This is a genomic window from Pseudoduganella sp. GW821-FHT05F09 (genome assembly GCF_059419605.1).
This window is the reverse complement of sequence record NZ_JBWKSD010000003.1, coordinates 663991-682712: the sequence shown is the minus strand read 5'-3', so window position 1 is coordinate 682712 and position 18722 is coordinate 663991. Positions and strand designations below refer to the sequence as shown.

Below are 18722 nucleotides of genomic sequence, written 5' to 3'. Positions count from 1 at the left end.
CGTGATACGCTAACCGTTCAATAGGAGTTTCGTTATGCGGGAAGAAATTCGCTTCGCCACGTTCAATGTCTGCAATCTCGCCCCGCCGGGTGCTCAATTGTACGACAACCTGCCGCCGCTTTCTGAGCAGGAATATGAGGCCAAGGTGGAATGGACCGCGCAGCAGCTGGACCAGCTGGATGCCGATGTCGTTGGTTTTCAGGAAATCTTTTCCCAGGCTGCGCTGCGCGACGTGCTGTCGCGCACCCGCAAATACCGCGACGCCATCCACGCCGGCTTCGACCCCGATCCGCACGCCACGCGCCTGACGCCCAATGTGGCGCTGGTGTCGCGCCTGCCGCTGGCGGCGGCGCCCGCCGTGTATGCCGAGTTCCCGGCCGGGGTGGTGTCCGACTCCGGCAATCCCGACGCCGACCGCTTCGCGCGCGCGCCGCTGCACGCGCAGGTGGTGCTGCCCAATGAGACCACGGTGGACGTGGTGGTGGTGCACCTGAAGTCGCGCCGCCCCGACTACCGGCGCGACGACTGCGATGACGACCCGCTGCACTACGCGCTGGCCAATCTGCGCTCGCTGGTGTGGCGCGGCACGGAGGCGGTGGCGCTGCGCGTGCTGCTAAGCAAGGTGATGAAGGACGGCCAGCGGCCCTGCGTGGTCATGGGCGACTTCAACGACACGGCCGACGCCGTCACCACCACCATCGTGTTGGGGGGCAATCCGAACTGCGAGCCGGGCGACGAGCTGCGCGGCCGCATGTTCGACTGCGAGCAGATCCAGCAGCGGCAGGACCATCTGCACCACATGGGCTACACCACCGTGCACGAGGGGCATTACAGCACCATAGACCACGTGCTGGTGTCGGAAGAGTTCCACCCGGATTCGCCGCGCGCCATCGGCGAGGTGTACGACGTGACGTATATGAACGACCACCTGAGCCAGCAGCGGCCGGAGACCTCGGACCACGGGCAGGTGCTGGTGCGGCTGCGCTTGCGGCGGGTTACGCCGCTGCGCGGCTAACCCGCCAAGAGCTGCCCCAGCGCGCTGGCCTGCACCTGCGCATCCGCCAGGTAGCCCTGGTACTGGTCGCAGCCCGCGCTGCGCAGGAAATCCAGCTGCTCCTGCGTCTCCACGCCCTCCGCGATGGCCACCATGTCCAGGCTGCGCGCCATGGCGATAATGGCGCCGATGACGGCCGTGTTGCCGTCCAGCGTGGCCACGAAGGACTGGTCTATCTTCAGCTTGTCCACCGGATAATCCTTCAGATAGCCCAAGCGCGAATAGCCGGTGCCGAAATCGTCTATGGTCAGCCGCACGCCCAGCGCATGCAGCGCGTCCAGCGTGGCGTGCGCGGCGTTGCCGCCCTTCATGATGATGGCCTCGGTCAGCTCCAGCTCCAGGCTGGCCGGCGCCAGCCCGCTGGCCGCCAGCGCCTCGCGCACGATGTCCAGCAGATTCTTCTGCGCAAACTGCGCCGCCGACAAGTTCACCGCCACCACCAGGCTGTGCCCGGCGTCGCGCCAGCGCCGCGCGCTGCGGCAGGCCTGCTGCAGCACCCAATTACCTATCGGCACCATCAAGCCGGCCTCCTCGGCGGCGGCCATGAAGCGCTCCGGGCGCAGCAGGCCCAGCTCGGGATGGCGCCAGCGCAGCAGCGCCTCCACGCCCACCGCCGCGCCGCTGGCAATCTCCACTTCCGCGTGGAAGGCCAGTTCAAACTGCTGCTCGCGCAAGGCCAGCCGCAGGCCGTTCTCCAGCTGTTCGCGCTCGGCAATGTGGGCGTGCATGTCGGCGTTGAAGAACTTGTAGCCGTTGCGCCCGCTTTCCTTGGCGTGGTACATCGCCACGTCCGCATTGTTGATGAGCTGCTCGATGCCGTCGCCGTCGTCCGGGTACAGGCTGATGCCGACCGAGCCGGACACGTGCAGCGCATGCGGCCCCAGCTGGAAAGGCCGGGCGATGGCGCCCACGACGCTGCCCGCCACGTGCGCCGCCTGGTCCACGCCGCCGATGCCGGACAGGATGATGAGGAACTCGTCGCCGCCCTGGCGGCTCACCGTGTCGGCGCCGCGCACGCAGTTCACCAGCCGCGCCGCCACCTCCTTGAGCAGCTGGTCGCCCACGTGGTGGCCCAGGGTGTCGTTGACCTCCTTGAAGCGGTCCAGGTCGATGAACAGGATGGCCAGCATAGTATGGCTGCGGCGCGCCGCCGCCAGCGCCTGGCTCAGCCGGTCCAGCAGCAGCACGCGGTTGGGCAGGTCGGTCAGGAAGTCGTGCTCGGCCAGGTGGCGGGTCTGGTCCTGGTCGCGCTTGCGGTCGGTGATGTCGGACAGCATGCCCATATAGTTGCTGACCCGATCCGCGCTGTCGCGGATGGTGGTCAGCGACAGCCAGCCGGGGAACAGCTCGCCTCCCTGCCGGCGGCAGCTGACCTCGCCCTGCCAGTGGCCGGTGGCGTCCATCTCCTGCCACACCTGGCGCTGGAAGTCGTGCGCGTCCTCGCCGCTGCGGCGCAGCTGCAAGGGCTGGCCCAGCATGGCCTCGGCCGCGTAGCCGGTGATCTGGGTGAAGGAACGGTTGAGCGCGATGATGCGGCGCTCGCGGTCGGTCAGCACGATGGCGTCGCGGCAGTTCTCGAACACCTGGGCCGCCAGATGCAGCGTGCGCTCGGCCTGCTTGCGGGCGCTGATGTCGCGCACCACCACGTAGAACAGGTAGCCGTGGTCCAGCGAAATCGAAGTCATCAGCACTTCGGCCCAGAAAGCCTCGCCGGCGCAGTTGAGGAAGCGCCAGTCGTAGCGCAGGCTGCCGCCGGCGCCCTCGTCCATGCCGGGCGGCCCCGTCTGCTGCTCGCCGTCCGGCGGCTGCTGCGTGGAAAAATCGCGCAGGCGGCGGCCTACCATGCCGTCGCGGTGCGGGCATTTGAACAGGGCCAGCGCGGCCGGGTTCAGGTCCGTCACGCGCTCGCCCTGCAGCATCAGGATGGCGTCGGCGGAGCGCAAATAGAGCTGGCGGAAATTGGCGCCGGCCGCGCGCAGCGCCTCGTCCTCGATGCGGCGCGCGGTGATGTCGGCGTCGACGCAGAACACCTGCCGCACGGCGCCGTCCTGCGCCACCGGGAACAGCGTGGAATTGACCCACAGGCGGCGCCCGGCCGCCGTACTCACCTGCCAGTCCCGGGCCGGCTTGGCGCGTCCGCTGCGCCAGGCGTCCTCCAGCGCGGCGGCGTGCTCGGCGGCCTGCTCGAACGCCAGCAGGCTGGCCAGCGGCTGGCCCAGCGCGTCGGCGGAGGCGATGCCGTACAGTTCGGCGCAGGCGCTGTTCCAGAACAGCACGCAGCCCGCCTCGTCCATGCAGTGCACCGCCACCAGCTGGGACGGTTCCACCGTGTCGATCAGACGGGAGATCAGGTTTAGCGCGTCCGGCACCGCGATGGCGTCGGACGGTATGGGCAAGGCAGGCCCGGTGTCAGGTTGATGCGGCTCCACGGCGCCCTCGATGCGTATGTGCCCGCTTCGGGGCGTAGCATCCATCTTGGCGCGTGCGCGCCGCGCACGTCTTGCGTTTCGTCAAACGTGCGCGCCACCGGTGCTCGTCTATCACCCTGTGGACCGAAATCATGACAGCAGTCACAGTATGCTGACGCTGACGGGCATTCGTTTTAAACAGTCGGTTTTCCCTAAACGCATCAGAAGCTTGATAGCACGGCCTTCTGGCGTTTTAGGGTCACAGCGCTTCAAATAAGCGGCGCTGACCGCCGGACCCAGTACCCGCTCACTTCTTCTTCCATACCTCATAAATAGTGAGCTCCAAGTCCGCTTTGCCATCATCGCGCAATCGAAATACATTTTTGGAACGCCATCCGGTTGAAGGCATTTTTGCGTCAAAACTTAACCAGTTCTCGCCCGAAGCAAGGTTTTCAATTTCGAATACTTCTCCGTCTGAAATACACACGCCAACAACGTGAAAACTGTCGCCATTTGCGGAAATCTCAAACGTAACGTCTGAATCTTCACCTCCGGTAACCCATACGCCAACAAAAGGGTGATTCTCCGGTGCACTAATTATCTTATTCACGGTCTTGCCTCACAGTTTTTCGATGGTTTAAGCCAGAAGGAGTCACTATGGACATGTTGTACTCCAACACAGGCTGCGTACAGCGCGGCCCCAGTCCCATAGTTTCCTGTCAACTGCCAAGATACTGGAATCACTTCGATTAATTCTGCCCGTGCGTGCGCACTTACAAAAATAGAACTGCAACTATCAATTTAGTTTTCATACGACACTTAAAATTTCCATTAGGAAATATACCACCGGACTCTCACTAACATCATCTCCAAATGTCACCAACCTGAATTTGGACACGAAACCTGCTCGGATCTCGCAACGGCACTCCAAGCGGTTCGTCACGAGTTTCTGCAACTCAGCCCCGTTTTTCCCCGTTTCGTCGCACTGGCGTGGTGCGGGCTCTTGAAATTGCCTAGAGTGGCAACATCCCAATCTGGCCTCCAAGAGACACAACAATGAAAATCGAGACCTTGCCCCTCCCCTCCGCTCCCGCCCAGGCCGCCGCACGCGGCAAACGCTGGCGCAAGCCCGCCGCAGTGCTGATCGTGCTGGCGCTGGCGGGCGGCGGCTGGACCGTGATGCAGAGCCGGGCCAAGACGCCCGCCCCCGGCACCGCCACCGTTGCTGCGCCGGCCAAGGCCGACGCGAAAAAAGGCCCGGAAGTCTACGAGCTGGCCGCAGCCGACGTGGCCGCCATCGACGCGCGCGCGCTGGCCGTGAGCTTGCCGCTGTCCGGCTCGCTGGCGCCCGTCAGCCAGGCCACCATCAAGGCCAAGGTGTCCGGCGAGGTGCGCGAGGCGGCCGTGCGCGAAGGCACGCACGTGGCCCAGGGCCAGGTGCTGGCGCGGCTGGACCAGGCCGACCTGCAGGCGCGCCTGACGCAGCAGCAGGCCATGCTGGACGAGGCCCAGGCCAAGCTGGCCATGGCCAGCCGCAACCACGCCAACAGCCAGGCCCTGCTCAAGCAGAACTATATTTCCTCGACGTCCTACGACACCACCGCCAACGGCGTGGAACTGGCGCGCGCCAATGTGAAGTCGGCCAGCGCCATGGTGGACATGGCCCGCATTGCGCTGAACGACAGCGTGATCCGCGCGCCGATGAGCGGGGTGGTCTCCAAACGCCATGTGCAGGCGGGCGAAAAAGTCGCGCCTGACATGCCCGTCTACACCATCGTCAACCTGGCCGAGCTGACGCTGGAAGCGCAAGTGCCCACGTCCGAAATTCCGCGCGTGAAAACCGGCCAGGACGTGGCGTTCAAGGTGGACGGCTTCCAGCGCGAATTCCACGGCAAGGTGGCGCGCATCAACCCCACCGCCGAGCCGGGCTCGCGCGCCATGCTGGTCTATATTTCCGTGGACAACAAGGACGGCGCCCTGCTGGGCGGCATGTTCGCCAAGGGCAATATCGTCACCGAACGCTCGGCCGTGATGCCGGTGGTGCCGCTGGCGGCGCTGCGCAGCGACGGCGGCAAACAGGTGGTGTACCAGGTGGACCAGGGCAAGGTGGTGGCGCAGCCGGTCACGCTGGGCCTGCGCAACGAGGACACCGGCTACGCCGAAGTGACCGGCGGCCTGCAGCAGGGCGCGCAGGTGATCGTGGCCAAGCTGGACGCGGTCAAGCCGGGCGCCAAGGTCAAGCTGGCCGCACCCGCCGATGCGGCATCGGTGAGGGAGTCAACCACGGCCAAAGCCAGCGTGCCTGGCGCGCGGAGCTAAGCCATGTGGATAACCAAAGTCAGCATTAAAAATCCGGTGTTCGCCACCATGGTGATGGTGGCGCTCATGGTGCTTGGCCTGTTCGCCTACAAGCGCCTGGGCGTGGAGAGCATGCCCAACGTCAGCCTGCCCTTCGCCGCCATCGAGATCGAATATCCGGGCGCTTCGCCGGAGGCGGTGGAGAACGACATCACGCGGCCGGTGGAGGACATCGTCAACACCGTCAGCGGCGTGAAGACCATACGCGCCAACTCCTGGGAAGGCCGCGCCGGGGTCTACCTGGAGTTCCAGCTGTCCACCAATATGGACCGCGCCATGCAGGAGCTGCGCGACAAGGTGGCCCTGGTGCGTCCGCGCTTCCCCAAGGAGGCCAAAGACCCCTTCATCGCCCGCGAGGAAGGCGACAACGAACGCCCGGTGGTGACGCTCTCGCTCAGCTCGGACAAGCACAGCCTGCGCGAGCTGTCCACCATGACGGACCAGATCATCAGCAAGCGCTTCCAGAACGTGGCCGGCGTGGGCCAGGTGCGCGTGCTGGGCACCACCAAGCGCCAGGTGCTGATCAGCCTGAAGCCCAACGAGATGACCGCGCAGGGCATAGGCGTGGACGAGATCATCCGCGCCATCCAGGCCACCAACGCCAACCTGCCGGCCGGTAACATCAGCCAGCCGGTCACCGAGCAGCTGGTGCGGGTGGAGGGCAAGATCAAGGACGCGCGCGAATTCAACAAAATCATCGTGGCGCGCCGCGCCAACGGCCCGGTCTACCTGGACCAGGTGGCCAGCGTGGTGGACGGCGAGGAAGAAGCGCAATCGTACTCGCGCATCGACGGCAAGCCCGGCATTTCGCTGGAAGTGACCAAGGTGCAGGACGCCAACGTGGTGGTGGTGGGCGAAGGCGTGCGCAAGGCCGCCGAGGCCCTGCAGCAGACGCTGCCCGACGGCGTCCGCCTGCACATCCTCGATTCGCAGTCCGAACGCGTGCAGAGCCAGCTCGACAACGTGAAGCGCACCATCATCGAAGGCGCCGTGCTGACCATGGTGATCGTGTTCTTCTTCCTCAAGTCCTGGCGCTCCACCATCATCACCGGCCTGACCCTGCCGATCTCCGTCATGGCCAGCTTCATCGCCATGCAGGCCTTCGGCTTCACGCTGAACTTCCTCACGCTGATGGCGCTGTCGCTGTGCATCGGCCTGCTGATCGACGACGCCATCGTGGTGCGCGAGAACATTGTGCGCCATTTCGGCATGGGCAAGGACCACCACCAGGCGGCCGAAGACGGCACCAACGAGATCGGCCTGGCCGTCATGGCCACCACCTTCGCCATCGTGGCCGTGTTCATCCCGGTCGCGTTCATGGACGGCATTATCGGCCGCTTCTTCCTGCAGTTCGGGATCACCGTGGCGGTGGCCGTGCTGGTGTCGCTGTTTGTCTCCTTCACGCTGGACCCCATGCTGTCGTCGGTGTGGCCGGACCCGGAAGAGAACCGATTCCGCTACCTGCCATGGCTGGGCCGCTTCATGGACTGGGTCGAGCGCGGCGTGGACTGGCTGCACGTGGTGTACGGCAAGGTGCTGGCCGCCGCGCTGAACTGGCGCAAGACCACGCTGGCCGTCACCGCCGCCATCTTCGTGGCCAGCCTGATGCTGGTGCCCATGATAGGCGGCGAGATGTTCCCTGAAACCGATGAAGGCTGGGTCAATATGCGCTTCAAGACCCCGGTCGGCTCCAGCCTGGAGTACACCAACGACAAGGTCAAGCAGGTGGAAACGGCGCTGGCCCAGTTCAAGGAAATCGACAGCATCCTGTCCAATGTGGGCACGCGCGATGGCCGCAACTCGGCCGAGGTGAACCTGAAGCTGACCGACGTGAAGAAAACCCACCGCCGCTCGCAGAAGGAACTGGAGAAAGCCATCCGCGAACGGCTGGCGCCGATTGCCGGCATCCAGCTGTCGGTGGGCCAGAAGCCCATCTTCATCGCCATCCTGGGCACCGACGAGGGCAAGCTGGACGCCGTGGCGCGCGAACTGATGGACAAGATGCGCAAGATCAAGGGCGTGGCCGACCTGGAATACAGCCAGGAAGGCGCCAATCCGTCCACCATGATCAAGATCAACCAGGAGCTGGCCAGCGACCTCGGCCTGTCGGTGCAGCAGGTGGGCGCGGCGCTGCGGCCTTTCGTGGCGGGCGAGAAAGTGAGCCACTGGCTGGCCTCGGACGGCCAGAACTACGAGATCAATGTGCAGCTGCCCAAGTCCGGCCGCCAGCGCGTGATGGACCTGGCCGATTTGTCGATTGCGTCGAATCGGCTGAATGCCGACGGCTCGCCGCGCATGGTGCCGCTGCGCCAGGTGGTGGAGTTCATTCCCTCGTCCAGCCCGCAGGTGCTCAAGCGCCAGGCGCTGCAGCGCCGCGTGGCGGTCTACGCCGGCGTGGAAGGCCGCCCCGGCGGCGACGTGGACGCCGACGTGCAGAAGGCCATCAAGTCCATCGTGCTGCCGGCCGGCGTGCGCTTCGACGTGGCCGGCAACGCGCAGCAGATGCAGGAAACCATGGGCGGCGCCATCACCGCGCTGGGCGTGGCCGTGATCTTCATCTACCTGGTGCTGGCCTCGCAGTTCGGCAGCTTCCTGCAGCCGGTGGCCATCATGACCTCGCTGCCGCTGTCGCTGATCGGCGTGCTGCTGGCGCTGCTCATTACCGGCAGCACGCTGAACATCTTCTCGGTGATCGGCTTCATCATGCTGATGGGCCTGGTGACCAAGAACGCCATCCTGCTGGTGGACTTCACCAACCACGGCCAGAAGGAAGGCCTGGACCAGCGCGCCGCCATCATGCAGGCCGGCCAGGTGCGCCTGCGCCCCATCATGATGACCACGCTGGCCATGATCTTCGGCATGCTGCCCATGGCCATCGGCCTGGGCGACGGCGGCGAGACGCAGGCCCCCATGGGCCGCGCGGTGATCGGCGGCGTGATCACCTCCACCCTGCTGACGCTGGTGGTGGTGCCGGTGGCCTACACCTATCTCGACACGCTGGGCAAGCGCTGCGCGCGCTGGCTGGGCGGCAAGCAGGAAGCCGCCACGGCCGCCGCCGTGGCGGAACAAGTTCACCCTAACAAGAAAACCGCCTGATGAAAAAACCAGTACTGGGCGCGCTGGCCGCGCTGCTGTTGTCGCCCTGCGCCACGTTCGCGGCCGAGCAGGCCGAGCCTGCCAAAGCACAGTCCAAGGAGCCGCCGCCGGTGGTGATCCAGGGCATCCGCAATCCGGAACTGAAAACCTACCGCGTGATGGCGGCGGGGCTAGACGCCTTCGACAGCGAACACGCGCTGGCGCCCGCCGCGCCGGAGGTGCGTTTCAAGCTGCGCGCGCGCAGCGGGGCGAAGAATGTGGAGATGGAGAACCTGGCCATCCGCGTCGCCGGCGACACCGTCTCCATCCACCTGCCGGTGGCGGCCGACCATACCTTCTCGCTGCCGCGCAGCGAGGAGGCGCGCCGGGAAAACGCGGACTTGCTGCTGAACAAACCGAAAGGCGGCTACCGCTGGGAGCCGGACATCCACAGCGCCGGCGTGCCGCAAGGCATGCGGCGGCTGGGCGACCTGCGGCTGGAGTGCAAGGTGCTGGTGGCCACGGCCAAGGAGGAGATCGGGTTCTGGTTCACCAGCATGGTCAACACGCTGCTGCTCACCACGGACTGGTGCGGGCATGAAAAGATCAAGCTGCAAAAAGTCACGCAGCGCACGGTGGCCAGCGCCACGCTGCTGCATGGCGAGCAGCGCGTGCCGCTCAAGCTGAGCAGCGATGGCCTGGGATACTATCCGCCGCTGGGGGAAAAAATCTACGCGGACGACGAGCTGATCGAAATTCAGTTTGTGGAGGCGCCTGACGCAACGCCGGCCGCGTAGGCGCGGACATGGCGGGTTACGCAGCGTTGCTGCTAACCGTCCTGCACAGTACGGTTTTGCTATCGCGCCTGCACAGCGTAGGGCGGGTTAGCGTGCCGCTTGCGGCGCGCGCAACCCGCCAGCGCGCTTATTTCAAGGTCAACGCCACCACCGCGCTGCTGGCGGTGCCGTAGGTGTTGGTGATGACCACGTCATAAGTGGTGGCATCCGCGCTGGTGACGTTGCTCAGCGTGTAGCTGGCCGAGTTGGCGCCGGTGATGTTGGTGCCGGCCTTGCGCCACTGGTAGCCCAGGGTGTCGCTGCCGGTGGCCACCACGGTGAAGGTCACCGAGCCGCCCGCCGCCACGCTTTGCGCGACCGGCTGCGTGGTGATGGCTGGCAGGATGCCCACCACCAGCGTCGCCGTCGTGCTGGTGACGCTGCCGACCTTGTTGGACACGATCACGTCGTACACGCCCGCGCGGGCCGCGATCAGCGGGCTGAAGGTGAATTTCTGCGCGGTGATGTCCGGCAGTACCACGCCGTCCTTGCGCCAGGTGTATTTCAGGTTGCCGCCGGTGGCCACCACGCTGAAGCTGGCATCGCTGCCCGCGCCTGCGGTCACGGAGACCGGCTGGGTGGTGATGACGGGCTGGGTTTCGGTCTCGGTGGAGTCGCCGCCGCCGCCGCCGCAGGCAACCAGAGCCACGGCCATTGCGCAGGCCGACAGTTGAAGCACATACTTTTTCATAGGGGTTCCCGCTGGAATGAAGTCAGCGAGAGTATAGGACCGCCGCAATGCCTGACGACACTAGTTGCTGTAAATTTAAGAAATAAAGTGTATCAGAACGTAACAGCGGCGCGCCCTTATTCCTGTGCCGGCGCCGGCTGGCCGTCCTCGTCGTCGTCCCCATCCTCTGGCTCGCCCTGCTCGCCTTCCGGCTTGTTCTTGGCTTCCAGCTTGCGCCTGGCCTTTTCCTCGTTCTTCTTTTTCTTCTCCAGCTCCCGTTGCCGTTTTTCGTACTGGAAATTTGTCTTAGCCATTTGCTACTCTCCCATGTTGCGAACTATGTTTGTTCAGCTACATTATGACGCAGATGCGGCGCGCGCAAATTTTTCAGCCCCGGGGATGATGTTGCGCATGCAAATGCTTCAAACGCTCGCGCGCCACGTGGGTGTAGATTTGCGTGGTGGAGATGTCGGCATGGCCCAGCAGCAGCTGCACCACGCGCAGATCCGCCCCATGGTTGAGCAAATGCGTGGCGAAAGCGTGGCGCATGGTGTGCGGCGACAGCGGCGAGGTGATGCCGGCCTTGTGGGCGTGCTTTTTGATAATCACCCAGAACATCTGGCGCGTCATCGGCCCGCCGCGCCCGGTCACGAACAGCGCGTCGTCCTGCTGGCCGTCCAGGATGGCCCCGCGCGCCTCCTTCATATAGCGTTCTATCCACTGCCGCGCCTGGCCGCCGAACGGCACCAGCCGCGTCTTGCCGCCCTTGCCGGTGATGCGCAGCACGCCGTCGTTCAGGCTCAGCTCGAAAGTCTTCAGCGCCACCAGTTCGGACACCCGCAAGCCGCTGGCGTACATCAGCTCGAGCATGGTGCGCTCGCGCAGGCCCAGCGGGGTGCGCGTGTCCGGCGCGGCCAGCAAGGCCTCCACCTGCGCCTCGCTCAGCGTGTGGACAAAGCGCTGCGCCTGCTTGGCCGAGGCCAGCTTCAGGCACGGATCGGCCGCCACCAGCTTCTGCCGCAGCGCATACTGGTAATAGCGTTTCAGCACTGACAGGCGGCGATTGGACGAGCTGGCCTTGGTGTCCGCGTGGCGCGCGCTGAAATAGGCGTCGATATCGTGCGTGGCCACCGCGTTCAGGCCGGCCACGTCCGGCCGCGCCACGTCCAGCCAGCGCGCGAACAGGCGCAGGTCGCGGCGGTAGGCGTCCAGCGAGTTCTTGGCCAGGCCGTCCTCCAGCCACAGCGCGTCGCAGAACTCGTCGATCAGAGCAGCGTTGTCTGTTGCCATGCGTATTCGCTATGCCCTTCGTGCGCCAGCAGCCAGCGCTTCACGTTCAGGTGGAAGCCGTTGGCGTCGTCGTGGTGGGCGAAGCCGCCCAGGCCGTTGGCGCCCGTCACGCGGTGGCAGGGCACGGCCAGCGGGAACCAGTTGGCGCCGCAGGCCTGGCCCACGGCGCGCGGCGCCGATTCCAGGAACTTGGCCAGTTCGCCGTAAGTGCGCACCTGGCCGCGCGGAATGCTGTTGATGGCGGCCCACACGCGGCGCTGAAAGGCGCTGCCCACCGTCGCCAGCGGCAGGCTGAAGGGGAAGTCGGCGTCGGCGCAGTAGCGCAGGATCTGCTCGGCGGCCAGCGCCGCCACCGCGTCCTGGGCGTCCTTCTCGGCGTAGCCGGCCGGCAGGTAGACCAGTTCGGTCACCAGCGCGCCGCCGGTACGCACGCCCATGGCGCCGAACGGCGTGGCGACGACGGCGTTGAAAATATGGCTACTCTGTTGTTTATCCATCACAATTGTCCGGCTCATTGTTGCATCAATACTACACCACCAAAATGGGGCAGAGCAAAAAAAAAGCGCACTATAAGAGTGCGCTTTCAATCCTGCTGTCACGGAACCGGCCGTTTGGCGTCGACGTAGCTCACTTGTGGCGGCCTTCGTCAATCTTCCAACGACATACTGTGAACCGTGTGTCTCCTCAATGTATATGCGGCATGCGTGCCGTTTTTTTATTTACTCTCCCCACTAAACTTCATGTTCTTGCTACCAGACCAGATATCGTTATTTGTTTTGTTTGCCTCTGGAGCGAAGCAATCATAACTGATCCACTTCGCTTTTTGCTCATTTTTTTGAGCCATGAATTTTTTTAGTTTAGGAGTAAATTAAGTTAGGCAACCACAGCGAAATTTGTGGTACGTAGGTCACCAGCACCAGGAAGGCGAGCATGGTAAGCAGCCATGGCCACACCGCCACGGTCAATTCCGTAATCCCCATTTTGGTGATTCCGGACGCCACGTACAAATTCAGGCCGACCGGCGGATGGCACATCCCCACTTCCATATTGACAACGATCAGGATACCGAAGTGCACAGGATCGATGCCCAGCTTCATCGCCACCGGGAACAAGATCGGCGCCATGATCAGCACGATGGACGACGGCTCCATCACGTTACCCGCCAGCAGCAGCAGGATGTTGACCACCAGCAGGAAGCTGATCACGCCCAGGCCCTGGCCGGTGATCCATTCCGCCATCGCCTGCGGGATGTTTTCGCTGGTCATCAGGAAAGAGAACAGCACCGCGTTGGTGATGATGTAGAGCAGCATGGCCGACATGGCCGCCGAGTCCAGCAGCACCTTGCCCACCTGCTTGATTTTCAAGTCCTTGTAGACGAACACGGCGATCACGAAGGCGTACACGGCGGCCATGGCGGCCGCTTCGGTCGGCGTGAACGCGCCGCTGTAGATGCCGCCCATCACGATGACGATCAGCAGCAGGCCCCAGGCGCTCTTGCGGAAGGTGGCCCAGCGCTCGCCCCAGCTGGCCTTGGGCATGCGCGGATAGTTATGCTTCTTGGCCAGGGACCAGGTGGTCAGGCCCAGGAAGAAGGCCAGCATAATGCCCGGCACTACGCCGGCCATGAACAGCTTGCCCACCGAGGTGTTGGTGGTGACCGAATACATCACCATCACGATGGACGGCGGGATCAGGATGCCCAGCGCGCCGGAGGTGGTGATGACGCCGGCGCCGAAGCCTTTCGGATAGCCCTGGCGCACCATGGCCGGCAGGATGATGGAGCCGATCGCCACCACGGTGGCCGGCGAAGAGCCGGACACGGCCGCGAACAGCGCGCAGGCCAGCACGCCGGCCAGGGCCAGGCCGCCGTGCCAGTGGCCCACCATGGAGCTGGCGAAGTTGATCATGCGCCGCGCCACCCCGCCATGGGTGAGGAAGTTGCCCGCCAAAATAAAGAACGGGATGGCCATGATCTCGAATTTCTCGATGCCGGTGAACAGCTTCAGCGCCACCGATTCGATCGGCACCGAGGTCATGGTAAACAGGAAGGTCAGCACCGTCAGGCCGAGCGAGATGGAGATCGGCATGCCGGTCAACATCAGCGCCAGCAGCAGCACGAAGATAATCATGGCGTTCATGCTTTGGCTCCTTTTTCTTCAGCCGTCAGTTCGTCTTCCAGGCCCTCGACGTGCGAGTGGTCGTGTTTCGGCAGATTGCCGGTGCGCAGGAAGGCCACCGTCACCTGCAGGAAGCGGAAGCACATCAGGTAGGAACCCAGCGGCACGGCCAGGTAGACCAGCCACATCGGCACTTCCAGGTCGGCCGAGGTCTGGTCGGTGTGGCCGATTTCCCACACAAAGCTGGCGCCCAGGGTGCCCACGATGCCGGTGAAGGCGGCGCCGGCCAGCAGGCCGAACACCACGAACTTGTTGCGCCAAGCCGGGTTCATGCGGTTGATGATGACGTCCACGCCGACGTGGATGCCGGTGCGCACGCCATAGGCGGCGCCGAACTTGGCCATCCACACGAACATGTAGATGCACAGCTCTTGCGCCCAGCTGGTGTTAATTTGGATCAGGGCGTCTTGCAGGCCGGGGATGGGCAGGCCCGCCAGGTAGCGGTGCACCACCGCCACGAAGATAATGAAGGTGGCCAGACCCATCAGGGTCGCGATCAGCCATTCTTCCAGGTGGTCCAGGAATTTCATGGTCGAGATCTTTCCAGAGAAAGAGGAATAGAAAATGCGGGACGGCAGGACGCCGCCCCGCTACAGCCGGCTTACTTGGCGGCTTCTTTGTTGATGGCCTGGATCAGATCCTTGCCGATGCGGCCTTCCATGTCCTTCTGGACCGGCAGCAGCGCCTTGCGCCATTCGGCTTGTTCCTTGGCGCTCAGGTTGTAGATCTCGGTCTTGCCGGCCTTCTTGATGGCGTCCATGGCCAGGTCGTTGTCACGCTGGGCGATGGCTTTTTCAAACGTGGTGGCGTCGCGCATCGCCGTTTCCAGCGCGGTGCGCACGTCGGCCGGCAGGCCGTCCCAGAACTTCTTGTTGACGATGACGGCATAGCCCAGGTAGCCGTGGTTGGACACGGTCACATGCTTCTGCACCTCGTGCATCTTCTGGGTGTACATATTCGACGGCGGATTCTCGGTGCCGTCCACCACGCCGGTCTGCAGCGCCTGGTACACCTCGGAGAAGGCCAGCACTTGCGGGTTGGCGCCCAGGGTGCGCATCTGCGCGTCCAGCACCTTGGACGACTGGATGCGCATCTTCAGGCCCTTGAAGTCGGCCGGGGTGCGCAGCGGCTTGTTGGCCGACATCACCTTGAAGCCGTTGTCCCAGTAGGCCAGGCCGGTGATGCCCTTGCTTTCCAGCTTCTTCAGCAGGCCCTTGCCGATCGGACCTTCAGTCACGTTGTACAGCGCGGTCTTGGTGGGGAAGATGTAGGGCAGGTCGAAGGCTTCGAATTCCTTCACGCCCAGCGGGCCGAACTTGGCCAGCGACGGCGCCAGCATCTGCACCGCGCCCAGCTGCAGCGCTTCCAGTTCTTCCTTGTCCTTGTACAGCTGGCTGTTCGGGTACAGCTCCACCTTCACGCGGCCGTTGGTGGCCTTCTCGGCCAGCTGCTTGAAGCGCTCGGCGGCCTGGCCCTTCGGCGTGTCGGTCGCCACCACGTGGCTGAACTTGATGACGATGGGGGCTTGAGCAAAGGCGCTGAAGCTGGCGATGGCGCACAAGGCAGCCAGGGTGGCTTTCAATTTCATGTGGGGTCTCCCGTGGTGGATTTACATTATTATGCTTACGTTAGCAGTTTGGAACAGTCCTAAGATACACGGCAACTGTGGAAAACCACAATAGCCGCTGACACACTAAAGTTGAATGCTCCGGCCCATGCCCAACGCCACCGACCGTCCGCCGCGCCTGCACTTCGCCAACCCGGTACGCTGGCTGCTGCCGGTGGTGCTGGTGCTGTTCTTCCTCGCCGTGCTGATCTGGCTGCCCTGGCAGGCGCGCCAGATGGAAAGCAGCGAGCGCCAGGAGCAACTGATCGCCGACACGCTGTGGGTGGAACAGACCATCCGCTTCCAGCTCGGGCGCCACGAAGAAGCCATGCGCACGCTCAGCGGCGAGATCGCCGCCGGCCACCTGAGCCCTGCCCAGCTGCATGCGCGGCTGGTGCAACTGTTGCAAACGGGACACGAAATCCGCCGCGTGCTGTGGCTCACGCCGGACGGCGCGGTGGCCGCCACCAGCGAGGCGGCCGGCGCGTCCCCTGCGGCCGGGTCCGGACTGGGTCCGGCCTCGCTGGCCGCCGCCGACCATGCGCGGCGCGCGCGCAGGCCGGTCTACAGCCAGCCCGAGCTGCTGCCCGGCGGCAGCAAGCCCGGCCTGGACTACCACTACCCCATCTACAACGGCGACCAGTACCTGGGCAGCCTGGTGGCGCACTACGCGCTGGCCACCGTGCTCGACGAGCTGGTGCCGTGGTGGTTTGCGCAGGACAACCAGATCACCCTGCTCGACCGCGACGACAAGGTGCTGGCGCGCCGCTCGGCCGCCGGCGCCGGCCACGGCGTCTACACCCACAAGCGCGCGCTCGACCTGCCCGGCACCTCCATCACCCTGGTCACCGACAGCGTGAAAAGCGAGCCGCGCCTGCTGCCCAACCTGCTGGTGGGCTCGGTGATCGCGCTGTCGCTGGCCCTGCTGTGGAGTCTGCTCGCGCTGTGGGGCCATATCTCGCGCCGCCTGGCCGCCGAAGGCGCGCTGCGCCAGCAGATGAGCTTTCGCACCGCCATGGAAAATTCGCTGGTGACCGGGCTGCGCGCGCGCGACCTGGAGGGCCGCGTCACCTACGTCAACCCGGCCTTCTGCCAGATCGTCGGCTATCCGCCGGAAGAGCTGGTGGGCAAGCTGCCGCCCATGCCCTACTGGGCGCCGGAGGCGATGACGGAATACCAGCACCGCTTCGCCGGCGTATTGGCCGGCAACGTCACGCCGCAATTCGAAACCATCTTCCAGCGCGCCAGCGGCGAGCGGGTGCCGGTGCTGATCTTCGAGGCGCCGCTGGTGGACAACAACGGCAAGCAGACCGGCTGGATGGGCTCCATCCTCGACATCTCGGACCGCAAGCGCATCGAGGAACTGAACCGCCAGCAGGAACAGAAGCTGCAGACCAGCGCCCGCCTGGCCACCATGGGCGAACTGGCCTCCATGCTGGCTCACGAGCTAAACCAGCCGCTGGCGGCCATCTCCAGCTACACCACCGGCGCGCTGAACGTGATGGCGCGCGCCGAAGACTCCGGCCAGCCGCTCGACTGCGGCATGCTCAAGCCGGCCCTGCAGCAAGCCGGCGCGCAGGCCCAGCGCGCCGGGCAGATTATCCGCAGCGTGCATGAATTCGTGAAAAAGCGCGAGCCGGAGCGGCGCGAAGTGGCGGTGCAGTCCCTGCTCGACGGCATCGAAGCGCTGATCGAACTGCAGGCGCGGCAAAGCTATGTGGCGCTGCAGACCGACATCCCGGCCGCGCTGCCGCCGGTGCTGGCCGACCGCGTGATGATAGAGCAGGTGCTGCTCAACCTGACCCGCAACGGCATCGAATCCATGGCCCAGGTGCCGCCCGAGCGGCGCCTGCTGCGGGTGCGCGCGCGGCACGACGCGGCCGCCGCGCAGGTGGCGGTGGACGTGATAGACCAGGGCCACGGCATTCCGGACGACGTGGCCGAACGCCTGTTCGCGCCCTTCTTCTCCACCAAGGCCGAAGGCATGGGCATGGGTTTGAGTATCTGCCGCACCGCGATAGAATTCCATGGCGGCACGCTGGTGCACAAGGCCAATCCGGCCGGCGGCACCATTTTCACATTCACGCTGCCGGCCGCCGGCGCGCCCTGAAAGGACCCCTATGCTGCACATCGTGGACGACGAAGCCGTAGTGCGCGACTCGCTCTCCTGGCTGGCCTCATCGCGCGCCATCCCCGCCACCGCCTACGCCAGCGCGGCCGACTTCCTGGACTGGGCCGGGCGCGCCGAATTCGACGCCATGGGCGACTGCGTGCTGCTCGACGTGCGCATGCCCGACGTCAGCGGCGTGGCCGTGTTCGACCAGCTGGCCGCGCGCGGGCTGACGCAACGCCTGCCGGTGATCTTCCTGACCGGCCACGGCGATGTGCCGATGGCGGTCGACACCCTCAAGCGCGGCGCCTTCGACTTCTTCGAAAAACCCTTCAACGACAACCAGCTGATGGACCGGGTGCAGGAAGGCCTGGCCAACTCGCGCGCCGCCAGCGCGGCGGCGGCGGTGCACGCCCGGCTGGCCACCTTGTCCACCCGCGAGCGCGAAGTGCTGGACCTGATCCTGGCCGGCAAGATGAACAAGGTCGTGGCCGACCAGCTCGGCATCAGCATGCGCACGGTGGAAGTGCACCGCGCCCACATCTTCGACAAGATGCAGGTCAAGACCGCCGTGGAACTGGCCGGCCTGCTGAAATAAGCCGTAGCGCTGCAGCCCCGCAGCGCGCGCGCAAAATTACTTTACCGCTTATATAACTGCTGATATTATTGCCCCATGAAACCTGGACTCGGAACCCAATTGCGCCATTTGATCGATCTGCTGGACGGAGCGGTGGGCGCCGCCTATGAGGAAGCGGGGCTGGATTACCGGCCGCGCTACACGCCGGTGATGCGCGCGCTGATGCAGGGCGAGGCGCGCACCATAGGCCAGATCGCCGAGTCCGCCGGCATCACGCAGCCGGCCGCCACGCAGACCATCGCGCTCATGCTCAAGGCCGGGCTGATCGTTTCCGCGCCGGGCGCGCTGGACGGGCGGCAGAAAATGATCAGCCTGAGCGCCCAAGGCCAGGCGCTGCTGCCGCAATTGCAGCAGTGCTGGCAAGCCACGGCGGCGGCGGCCCGCAGCCTCGACGGCGACCTGCCCTATCCGCTGTCGGACGCGCTGGCCAACGCCATCGCCGCCCTGCAGCAGCAATCTTTCGGCGAGCGCATCCGCGCCGCGCGCAGCAAGCAGAAATAA

General features: G+C 65.0%; 16 protein-coding genes. 7 read left to right on the top strand and 9 right to left on the bottom strand.

All coding sequences use genetic code 11. From position 1 onward, the window contains the following. Positions 1-34 precede the first annotated feature (34 nt). Positions 35-1015, top strand: a complete 981-nt coding sequence (locus AC07S4_RS12960; protein WP_494987035.1) for an endonuclease/exonuclease/phosphatase family protein — start codon at positions 35-37, stop codon at positions 1013-1015. On the opposite strand, the gene AC07S4_RS12955 is transcribed toward AC07S4_RS12960, so the two are convergent. Together AC07S4_RS12955 and AC07S4_RS12950 are read right to left on the bottom strand one after the other, a co-directional pair. Continuing rightward, positions 1012-3450: a putative bifunctional diguanylate cyclase/phosphodiesterase gene (locus AC07S4_RS12955; protein ID WP_494987034.1), complete on the bottom strand. Its 2439-nt coding sequence runs from the start codon at positions 3448-3450 to the stop codon at positions 1012-1014. The genes AC07S4_RS12960 and AC07S4_RS12955 overlap by 4 nt on opposite strands. Positions 3451-3769: 319 nt before the next feature. After that, positions 3770-4072: a hypothetical protein gene (locus AC07S4_RS12950; RefSeq protein ID WP_494987033.1), complete on the bottom strand. Its 303-nt coding sequence runs from the start codon at positions 4070-4072 to the stop codon at positions 3770-3772. Positions 4073-4518: 446 nt separating this feature from the next. On the opposite strand from AC07S4_RS12950, the gene AC07S4_RS12945 reads away from it, so the two are divergent. From AC07S4_RS12945 to AC07S4_RS12935, 3 genes are read left to right on the top strand one after another with little or no spacing between them, the layout of a single operon-like run. Beyond that, complete coding sequence (locus tag AC07S4_RS12945; RefSeq protein ID WP_494987032.1) at positions 4519-5781, top strand: efflux RND transporter periplasmic adaptor subunit; 1263 nt, start codon at positions 4519-4521, stop codon at positions 5779-5781. Between the two features lie 3 nt (positions 5782-5784). Continuing rightward, a complete protein-coding gene (locus tag AC07S4_RS12940; protein WP_494987031.1) occupies positions 5785-8916 on the top strand; it encodes an efflux RND transporter permease subunit in 3132 nt (1043 codons plus the stop codon). Next, on the top strand, positions 8916-9692 hold the full coding sequence (locus AC07S4_RS12935) for a hypothetical protein (RefSeq protein ID WP_494987030.1): 777 nt from the start codon (positions 8916-8918) through the stop codon (positions 9690-9692). Before AC07S4_RS12940 ends, AC07S4_RS12935 begins: the two co-directional genes overlap by 1 nt. A 127-nt stretch (positions 9693-9819) precedes the next feature. Here AC07S4_RS12935 and AC07S4_RS12930 read toward each other — a convergent pair whose 3' ends face one another. The 7 genes from AC07S4_RS12930 to AC07S4_RS12900 all read right to left on the bottom strand — a co-directional run bounded on the left by AC07S4_RS12930 (position 9820) and on the right by AC07S4_RS12900 (position 15456). Next, a complete protein-coding gene (locus AC07S4_RS12930; RefSeq protein WP_494987029.1) occupies positions 9820-10422 on the bottom strand; it encodes an immunoglobulin domain-containing protein in 603 nt (200 codons plus the stop codon). 116 nt (positions 10423-10538) lie between these two features. Then, positions 10539-10715 carry a hypothetical protein gene (locus AC07S4_RS12925; protein WP_494987028.1) on the bottom strand — a complete coding sequence of 59 codons (177 nt, stop codon included), beginning with the start codon at positions 10713-10715 and terminating at the stop codon, positions 10539-10541. 73 nt (positions 10716-10788) lie between these two features. After that, positions 10789-11691 (bottom strand): site-specific tyrosine recombinase XerD, encoded by a 903-nt coding sequence (gene xerD, locus AC07S4_RS12920; protein WP_494987027.1) that lies wholly within the window; start codon positions 11689-11691, stop codon positions 10789-10791. Beyond that, positions 11667-12188: a methylated-DNA--[protein]-cysteine S-methyltransferase gene (locus AC07S4_RS12915; protein ID WP_494987026.1), complete on the bottom strand. Its 522-nt coding sequence runs from the start codon at positions 12186-12188 to the stop codon at positions 11667-11669. The genes xerD and AC07S4_RS12915 overlap by 25 nt, the downstream gene beginning before the upstream one ends. Before the next feature lie 360 nt (positions 12189-12548). Next, on the bottom strand, positions 12549-13829 hold the full coding sequence (locus AC07S4_RS12910) for a TRAP transporter large permease (protein ID WP_494987025.1): 1281 nt from the start codon (positions 13827-13829) through the stop codon (positions 12549-12551). After that, entirely contained in the window at positions 13826-14398 is a 573-nt protein-coding gene (locus AC07S4_RS12905; protein ID WP_494987024.1) for a TRAP transporter small permease, read from the bottom strand. The genes AC07S4_RS12910 and AC07S4_RS12905 overlap by 4 nt, the downstream gene beginning before the upstream one ends. A gap of 71 nt (positions 14399-14469) precedes the next feature. Further along, on the bottom strand, positions 14470-15456 hold the full coding sequence (locus AC07S4_RS12900) for a TRAP transporter substrate-binding protein (RefSeq protein WP_494987023.1): 987 nt from the start codon (positions 15454-15456) through the stop codon (positions 14470-14472). 127 nt (positions 15457-15583) lie between these two features. On the opposite strand from AC07S4_RS12900, the gene AC07S4_RS12895 reads away from it, so the two are divergent. The 3 genes from AC07S4_RS12895 (at position 15584) to AC07S4_RS12885 (ending at position 18722) form a co-directional block, all read left to right on the top strand. After that, positions 15584-17584, top strand: coding sequence for a PAS domain S-box protein (locus AC07S4_RS12895; RefSeq protein WP_494987022.1), 2001 nt, complete (start codon positions 15584-15586; stop codon positions 17582-17584). A 10-nt stretch (positions 17585-17594) separates the two neighbouring features. Then, a complete protein-coding gene (locus tag AC07S4_RS12890; RefSeq protein WP_494987021.1) occupies positions 17595-18182 on the top strand; it encodes a response regulator transcription factor in 588 nt (195 codons plus the stop codon). A 99-nt stretch (positions 18183-18281) separates the two neighbouring features. After that, the gene (locus tag AC07S4_RS12885; RefSeq protein WP_494987020.1) at positions 18282-18722 is read left to right on the top strand and encodes a MarR family winged helix-turn-helix transcriptional regulator; all 441 of its coding nucleotides are present in this window, start codon (positions 18282-18284) and stop codon (positions 18720-18722) included.

Bases quoted from the DNA above. Each gene is read 5' to 3' on its own strand.
- AC07S4_RS12895 (WP_494987022.1), top strand. From the start codon at position 15,584: ATGCCCAACGCCACCGACCGTCCGCCGCGCCTGCACTTCGCCAACCCG.
- AC07S4_RS12930 (WP_494987029.1), bottom strand. From the start codon at position 10,422: ATGAAAAAGTATGTGCTTCAACTGTCGGCCTGCGCAATGGCCGTGGCT.
- AC07S4_RS12900 (WP_494987023.1), bottom strand. From the start codon at position 15,456: ATGAAATTGAAAGCCACCCTGGCTGCCTTGTGCGCCATCGCCAGCTTC.
- xerD (WP_494987027.1), bottom strand. From the start codon at position 11,691: ATGGCAACAGACAACGCTGCTCTGATCGACGAGTTCTGCGACGCGCTG.
- AC07S4_RS12935 (WP_494987030.1), top strand. From the start codon at position 8,916: ATGAAAAAACCAGTACTGGGCGCGCTGGCCGCGCTGCTGTTGTCGCCC.
- AC07S4_RS12890 (WP_494987021.1), top strand. From the start codon at position 17,595: ATGCTGCACATCGTGGACGACGAAGCCGTAGTGCGCGACTCGCTCTCC.
- AC07S4_RS12960 (WP_494987035.1), top strand. From the start codon at position 35: ATGCGGGAAGAAATTCGCTTCGCCACGTTCAATGTCTGCAATCTCGCC.
- AC07S4_RS12905 (WP_494987024.1), bottom strand. From the start codon at position 14,398: ATGAAATTCCTGGACCACCTGGAAGAATGGCTGATCGCGACCCTGATG.
- AC07S4_RS12915 (WP_494987026.1), bottom strand. From the start codon at position 12,188: ATGGATAAACAACAGAGTAGCCATATTTTCAACGCCGTCGTCGCCACG.
- AC07S4_RS12945 (WP_494987032.1), top strand. From the start codon at position 4,519: ATGAAAATCGAGACCTTGCCCCTCCCCTCCGCTCCCGCCCAGGCCGCC.
- AC07S4_RS12910 (WP_494987025.1), bottom strand. From the start codon at position 13,829: ATGAACGCCATGATTATCTTCGTGCTGCTGCTGGCGCTGATGTTGACC.
- AC07S4_RS12940 (WP_494987031.1), top strand. From the start codon at position 5,785: ATGTGGATAACCAAAGTCAGCATTAAAAATCCGGTGTTCGCCACCATG.
- AC07S4_RS12925 (WP_494987028.1), bottom strand. From the start codon at position 10,715: ATGGCTAAGACAAATTTCCAGTACGAAAAACGGCAACGGGAGCTGGAG.